At 40.0% G+C, this 6,573-nt stretch carries 6 protein-coding genes and 1 tRNA gene; 3 read left to right on the plus strand and 4 right to left on the minus strand.

Features of this window, described 5'->3' with window-relative positions; all coding sequences use genetic code 11:
• Position 1: 1 nt before the first annotated feature.
• From gldD to mutY, 4 genes are all read right to left on the minus strand, one after another.
• The gene (gene gldD, locus ACRD64_RS06980) at positions 2 to 592 is read right to left on the minus strand and encodes a gliding motility lipoprotein GldD (RefSeq protein WP_430932556.1); all 591 of its coding nucleotides are present in this window, start codon (positions 590 to 592) and stop codon (positions 2 to 4) included.
• A 146-nt stretch (positions 593 to 738) separates the two neighbouring features.
• On the minus strand, positions 739 to 2,061 hold the full coding sequence (gldE, locus tag ACRD64_RS06985) for a gliding motility-associated protein GldE (protein WP_430932557.1): 1,323 nt from the start codon (positions 2,059 to 2,061) through the stop codon (positions 739 to 741).
• A gap of 22 nt (positions 2,062 to 2,083) precedes the next feature.
• Positions 2,084 to 2,581 carry a single-stranded DNA-binding protein gene (locus ACRD64_RS06990; RefSeq protein WP_430932558.1) on the minus strand — a complete coding sequence of 166 codons (498 nt, stop codon included), beginning with the start codon at positions 2,579 to 2,581 and terminating at the stop codon, positions 2,084 to 2,086.
• 72 nt (positions 2,582 to 2,653) lie between these two features.
• Positions 2,654 to 3,697: an A/G-specific adenine glycosylase gene (mutY, locus tag ACRD64_RS06995; RefSeq protein WP_430932559.1), complete on the minus strand. Its 1,044-nt coding sequence runs from the start codon at positions 3,695 to 3,697 to the stop codon at positions 2,654 to 2,656.
• Positions 3,698 to 3,820: 123 nt separating this feature from the next.
• On the opposite strand from mutY, the gene ACRD64_RS07000 reads away from it, so the two are divergent.
• From ACRD64_RS07000 to ACRD64_RS07010, 3 genes are all read left to right on the plus strand, one after another.
• Complete coding sequence (locus tag ACRD64_RS07000; protein WP_066632791.1) at positions 3,821 to 4,105, plus strand: HU family DNA-binding protein; 285 nt, start codon at positions 3,821 to 3,823, stop codon at positions 4,103 to 4,105.
• 228 nt (positions 4,106 to 4,333) lie between these two features.
• The gene (locus tag ACRD64_RS07005; RefSeq protein WP_430932560.1) at positions 4,334 to 5,929 is read left to right on the plus strand and encodes an Rne/Rng family ribonuclease; all 1,596 of its coding nucleotides are present in this window, start codon (positions 4,334 to 4,336) and stop codon (positions 5,927 to 5,929) included.
• A 95-nt stretch (positions 5,930 to 6,024) separates the two neighbouring features.
• Positions 6,025 to 6,096, plus strand: a tRNA-Arg gene (locus ACRD64_RS07010).
• The last annotated feature ends 477 nt before the right edge of the window (positions 6,097 to 6,573 follow it).

Here is a 6,573-nt window from a genome sequence, read left to right on the forward strand (position 1 = left end):
TTTAAAAATTAGGCATTTCTTTCCACTCAAAGGTCTCCATTAAATGAAAGATGTCTTCCTTGACAAAATCAATCACCGGAGCCAATGAATCCTTGTTGGGAACAGCGTTAAAGTATAAGGAGCCGCGCACAAAGTGATGGGTACTGTCAGTCAGATAAAACTGAACGGAAGATGCTGCGTCTCCCATTATTTCGTACAAGGTACCATATACCTTCTTCTCCTCCCCCACAAAGATCCGTTCACCGATGGCATCGGCTTTAACAGCATGTTTGTACGCTAACTTACGACTGTCTTCAAGCATTTCGTTCAGGTTGTTATCAACCGCCTTGTAACTGATATGCACAGTTCCATTTAATGTAGGATAATCCATGTTATACCAATATTTTTCGGCATTGTGCGAACGATCGTCATCCAGAATCTGGGTATAAACAGGAACATCAAAACTAAAGGGACATTCCTTGTTTAAAGGCTGATACTCATGCTTTGGAAAAGTAATGCGATAATAAGCTCTCGGTTTGGGTGTGCCATGATGCTTGCATGAAAACACTGCGAGTATGGATGTTAATCCTAATATTAGGACTATGTTTTTCATATACGTTTAAAAAAATTAATACTGCCAGGACAACCAAGGCGATATTCAATCGCAATAATGAATCACTTACCGAAATCCGTCTGCCGGAACGTACAGGGCAGGCAGACAGTTATGTCGGTTTTTTAGTTATACTTGTTTTTATCTTTTTAAGGCTTAACCTCAAACTTTACCTTTTTAATTCTTCTCGAATCTACAGAAACCACTGTAAACACATATTTTTTGAACTTGATTTGGTCGTACTTATCAGGAATTTCCCCTTTTATTTCTAGCATCAAACCAGCCAGTGTTTCGGCCTCCCCTTTCATTTTCTCAAATTCGTCCTCTTCAATTTCGGTTACCTTGTGAAAATCGTTCAGCAATGTTTTACCTTCGAATATAATGCTGCCATCGGGCTGACGCATGTAGAACGATTCTTCTTCATCTTTCTCGTCAGATATTTCCCCGACAATTTCTTCCAGGATATCTTCCAATGTTACAATTCCTGATGTACCTCCGTATTCATCTACCACAATTGACATATGAATTTTGTTTTGCTTGAACTCTTCTAACAGGTCGTCAATCTTTTTGGTTTCAGGGATAAAATAAGGGGTGCGAATTAATTCCTGCCACTTAAAATCCTTATCTTCGTTTAAATGGGGGAGCAAATCTTTCACATACAGTACCCCTTTTACATTATCCGGTGTGTTCTCAAAAACGGGAATGCGGCTGTAGCCAGATTCAACGATTACTGCCAGTACTTTGTTGTAATCAGAGGTGATTTCAATGTCTACCACATCTACACGGGCCGTCATAATTTCGGCCGCATTAATGTTTCCGAATTTCACAATGCCTTCCAGTAGTTCTATTTCTTCGGTAATTTCATCTCCGGTAATTTCCAGGGCATGTGATAAATCATCCAGGGAAATGGATCCTGTTTTTCTGGCGATGCGCTTATTTACAAAACCGGAGCTACTTACCAATATTACGCTCAATGGCTTAAATACCCCCCTTAACAAAAACATTGGATAGGCCATTGTTTCGGCAAACCTCCGCGAAAAGCGGGATGCATAAACTTTGGGTAGAATCTCTCCGAAAAACAGGATAAGACCGGTGATGCCGATTACTTCCACCACAAACTTGACCCATTGAGGATCTCCAAAGTAAATTAAGGAGTTGGTGATAAATGCCGAAAGGATGACAATGCCAACATTAACAAAATTATTGCCAATGAGTATGGTTGCCAGGAGCTGTTCCGGCGATTTTAAATGTTTGATAATTAAACGTCCGTTTCGGTTGTCCAGTTCTTCTAAATCTTTCATGTCGGTTGGGGTAAGCGAAAAAAAAGCTACCTCTGAACCAGAAAGCAAGGCTGAAAAAACCAGTAATACAATTAATACCAAAATAGAGATGGAAGTCCCAAAGGTAAAGGGCTGGAATTCAAGCACAGCGAAATACGGAAGTACGGATAAATTAATAAGGTCTGTTTCCAAGAACTTAGAAGTTAAGTGAATACTAGAATGGCAAATCGTCTTGTTCGGAGGATTCGTCCAGAATATCATCGTTACCCGTGCTGTTGGCTGCCGGTGCCTGCGGCGGGGCAGAAATAGGCTGCTGGTTTTGGGGCTGTGCCGGTGTTCCGTAACTTGTAGCTTGTCCTTGGCCACCTGGATTATCAGCTTTACGGCCGAGCAACTGAAGGTTATCCACGTACACTTCGGTGGTGTATCGTTTATTGCCGTCCTTATCGTCCCATGACCGGGTTCTCAGCTTTCCTTCAATGTATAATTGAGTTCCCTTTTTAACGTAATTTTCGGCCACTTTTGCCAGGCCGCCCCAAATTACCACATTGTGCCACTCGGTGCGCTCAGGTATTTGCTGGCCCGAACTGGTCGTAAAACCGCGCTCGGTAGTGGCCACCGGAAAATTCGCTACGGCTCTGTCGTTTTCAAAATATCTTATTTCGGGATCTTTTCCTACGTTGCCTACTAAAATTACTTTATTTACTGACATACTTTATGATGCTTATTTTTGGATTGATAAAAATACAAAAGTTCCTATCGATTACAAACGATGTTGCAGTGTTTAATTAAATATTCCGATTAAAGGCTTTGGAAAGGCGAATTCGTTTAGTCGATCTGTTTTTACAATTTGATATTTAGATTCTTTGAAGTGTTCAAGTGAGTCGAGCCGAATACTTAAAACAGTGATCACTAAGTGCCGGTGAGTAAGTAGGTGGTTTAAAGTAAATTCGGAAATAATGTTTATGTCCTGGTTGGCGGTTAAATCAACGAATTCTTCCAAGCCCAACAGTTTCGGGGTTAAAATAGTATGCGGGGTCTCAATCAACGGATACTGATATAACCCTTTCCAGATGTCGTTTCCGTTCCGGCGCTGTATGACGGTTTGATCTTCCTTGTCCGTAAATACAATAAAGTTCAGAAATCTTTTCTTCACTTTTGGCTTCTTTTCCTTAACCGGTAGTATATCAACCTTTTTATTCTGCAGTGCCCAACATTTATCTTTAAATACGCACGATTGGCATGGTGGTTTTTTAGGAGTGCAGTGCAGTGCGCCAAATTCCATTAACGCCTGGTTGAAGGTGCCATGCTCTTTGCCGTCATTCAGGCTGTGGGCCAACGCCTCTATTTGTTTTTTCCCTATGGTTGTATTAATGGGTGTTTCTATACCATAAATACGGGTGAGTACCCTAAACACGTTTCCGTCCACTACGGTTTGATGCTCGTTATAACAAATAGAACTGATGGCAGCAGCCGTATAGCTGCCTATCCCCTTAAGCTTTAGCAAGCCATCGTACGAATGCGGGAAAACTCCGTTTAATTCGTCAGAAACATATTTTGCCGCTGCGTGCATATTTCTGGCACGGGAATAATAGCCTAATCCCTGCCATATTTTTAACACCTTGTCTTCATTTGCTTTGGCCAAATGATGAACCGTGGGAAATTCTTTCAGAAAATTAATATAATAATTTAAGCCTTGATTTACACGGGTTTGCTGAAGTATGATTTCCGATACCCAAACCTTATACACATCAGTGGTGTGACGCCATGGAAGGTCGCGTTTGTTGTCTTTATACCACAAAATCAAGTCACTACTGAACTCACTCATCACAATTTTTTTTTATCAAAAATAGACTTTTTGTTTTTTATTTTTCTAATTCGTTATATCTTTGCATTCTGAATTTTAGAAAATTAATGTAATTAGTTGATAATTAAATAATTTTAAAGAGAGATGACAAAGGCTGATATTGTAAACGAGATTTCAAAAGATACCGGAATTGAGAAGGTTACAGTTCAAAAGACTATCGAAGCTTTTATGGAGACTATTAAAGGTTCATTAGTTAAAGGGAAAAATGTGTATTTGCGTGGATTCGGAAGTTTTATCGTAAAAGAAAGAGCTGAAAAAACGGCTCGTAACATTTCTAAAAACACGACTATCATTATCCCAAAACACTTCATTCCGGCATTTAAGCCTTCAAAAAGCTTTGTTACCAAAGTTAAGAACAACGTGAAGTAATTGGTTATTAATAGTTAAATTTTTGTAGTATGCCAAGCGGAAAGAAAAGAAAAAGACATAAGATGGCTACGCATAAGCGTAAAAAGAGGCTTAGAAAAAATAGGCACAAGAAGAAGAAGTAATCTTCCTCATCTTATTGTGAAAACATAATAGAGAACAAACATGAGGGAAGCTTCCTTCGTTGTTTGTTCTTTGTTTTATGTAGACAATTAAAAGTGTCCTGACAGAATGGTCGGGACAAAAGTTCTTATTATTATTGAAATACCTACTATTGTGAGTGCAGAACTATTTGTTGATGTATCTCCCGACGAGCTTTCGATAGCATTGCTCGAAGACAGAAGATTGGTAGAGTTAAGAAGAGAGAAAGGTGACATACAGTTTACCGTTGGCGACATTTACCTGGGTAAGGTAAAGAAGATTATGCCGGGACTGAATGCAGCCTTTGTTGATGTAGGATACGAAAAGGATGCTTTTTTGCATTATTTAGATCTTGGACCCCAATTTCGTACCCTGAAGAAGTTTCTTAATATGGCCAAGACTGTCAAAAAGGGAGGAGTTGCCTTACACAAAATTAAAGCTGAGCCGGATATCGATAAAAACGGTACCATATCAGAAGTTCTCTCCGTAGGTCAGGAAGTGATGGTGCAAATAGCCAAGGAACCCATTTCAACGAAAGGGCCAAGGCTGACTTCCGAATTGTCAATTGCAGGACGCAACCTAGTGTTGATGCCTTTTTCCGACAAGGTTTCCGTGAGCCAGAAAATTAAATCTGCCGAAGAAAGAAACCGACTGAAAAAGCTTTTGATCAGCATTAAACCCAAAAACTTTGGGGTAATCGTCCGCACCGTGGCCGAAGGCAAAAGAGTTGCCGAACTCGACAAGGAATTGAAAACCCTTGCTCGACGTTGGGACGAGTCCACTGCCAAATTGTTTAATCTAAAGCCGCGCGCGTTAGTTGTTGGTGAAATTGGCCGTACCTCAGCCATACTAAGGGATATCATGAGCCCTTCATTCAACAGCATTTACATTTCCGATCAGGATATGTGCAAAGAGGTAAGAGAATATGTGGGTTTGATTGCGCCCGATCGAGAAAAAATTGTGAAAGAATTTAGAGGGGACGTCCCTCTGTTCGATCAATTTGGAATCGAGAAACAGATTAAATCGCTTTTTGGGAAAACAGTTTCTTTTAAAAGCGGTGCGTATCTTATTATCGAACATACTGAAGCACTACATGTTATCGATGTTAACAGCGGAAATCGCGCAAAAAATGCAAGTAACCAGGAAAACAATGCCCTGGACGTAAACCTTGCAGCTGCCGATGAAATTGCCCGTCAGTTAAGATTGAGAGACATGGGTGGAATAATTGTGGTTGATTTTATTGATATGCAAAAAGCCGAACACAGGCAAAAAGTGTATGAGAAGATGAAGGAAGCTATGACTCCGGACAGGACCAAACATAATATCCTTCCGCTTAGCAAATTCGGACTCATGCAGATCACTCGCCAACGTGTTCGCCCGGAAATGGCCATCGAAACCGATGAGACATGCCCTACCTGCTTTGGAACAGGTAAAATTGCACCAGCCATCCTACTGGAGGAGAAGTTGGAAGACAGCATTAAAAAAGCTGTCGAAGGACAAAAGAGTAAAAAATTGACCCTGAAGGTTCATCCTTACCTGGGAGCTTACTTAAAAAAAGGCTTCCCGTCCATATTTTTAAAATGGAAGTTCAAATACGGTTTTGGACTTAAGTTGATTCCTTCCGCCTCATTAAGTTTTTTAGAGTTCAAGATCCTCGATGATAAAGACAAAAAGGTTGACCATTAGGTCAACCTTTTTTTTATGGGTAAATACCCCAATAATCATCATCTCTCTTTGTTAAAATTGGGTTAAAATTATATATTTGCATCGCTTTAAAGGATGGCCCCATAGTTCAAGGGATAGAACAAGTGTTTCCTAAACACTAGATACAAGTTCGAGTCTTGTTGGGGCTACTAGGAAAATGCCGTAATCGAATTATTAGTAATTGGTTGCGGCATTTTTGTTTGATGGCTAAACTCAGTTTTAATTGGTTAGAAATAGCCTGGGAAGTATTTATTGTTTCAACGCAATAGCTTTCCCTCACCCCTCCTAAGGTTAAACCCCATTCGAATATTTTTTTAGTGTTTATAAATGGTGTCGTATTCGTATTCCGCTCCGCACGACAGGAACTCCACCGCCCATAAATTTATTTGCATCGGGTTTTTTATTGCTTATTACGCTGGAGCGATACCATTATACGGCAGGAAAACCAAACCGATATCTTTTATTTGGAATGATTTCAAAATGTCTTTTATCGAAAAAGGGAGTGAACTCAACCTAATGGGTGGCAAATTGATTTTAACCCGCAATATACATTAGAAATTCTATTACACATTGAAATTGTTTCAAAACAAGACACTCCGCTGCTTCACTTCAACTCACCATAACGA

It is taken from the genome of Saccharicrinis sp. 156 (assembly GCF_050589685.1).
In the GTDB taxonomy this organism is placed as follows: domain Bacteria; phylum Bacteroidota; class Bacteroidia; order Bacteroidales; family Marinilabiliaceae; genus Saccharicrinis.

Bases quoted from the DNA above. Each gene is read 5' to 3' on its own strand.
- gldD (WP_430932556.1), bottom strand. From the start codon at position 592: ATGAAAAACATAGTCCTAATATTAGGATTAACATCCATACTCGCAGTG.
- ACRD64_RS06990 (WP_430932558.1), bottom strand. From the start codon at position 2,581: ATGTCAGTAAATAAAGTAATTTTAGTAGGCAACGTAGGAAAAGATCCC.
- mutY (WP_430932559.1), bottom strand. From the start codon at position 3,697: ATGAGTGAGTTCAGTAGTGACTTGATTTTGTGGTATAAAGACAACAAA.
- ACRD64_RS07000 (WP_066632791.1), top strand. From the start codon at position 3,821: ATGACAAAGGCTGATATTGTAAACGAGATTTCAAAAGATACCGGAATT.
- ACRD64_RS07005 (WP_430932560.1), top strand. From the start codon at position 4,334: ATGGTCGGGACAAAAGTTCTTATTATTATTGAAATACCTACTATTGTG.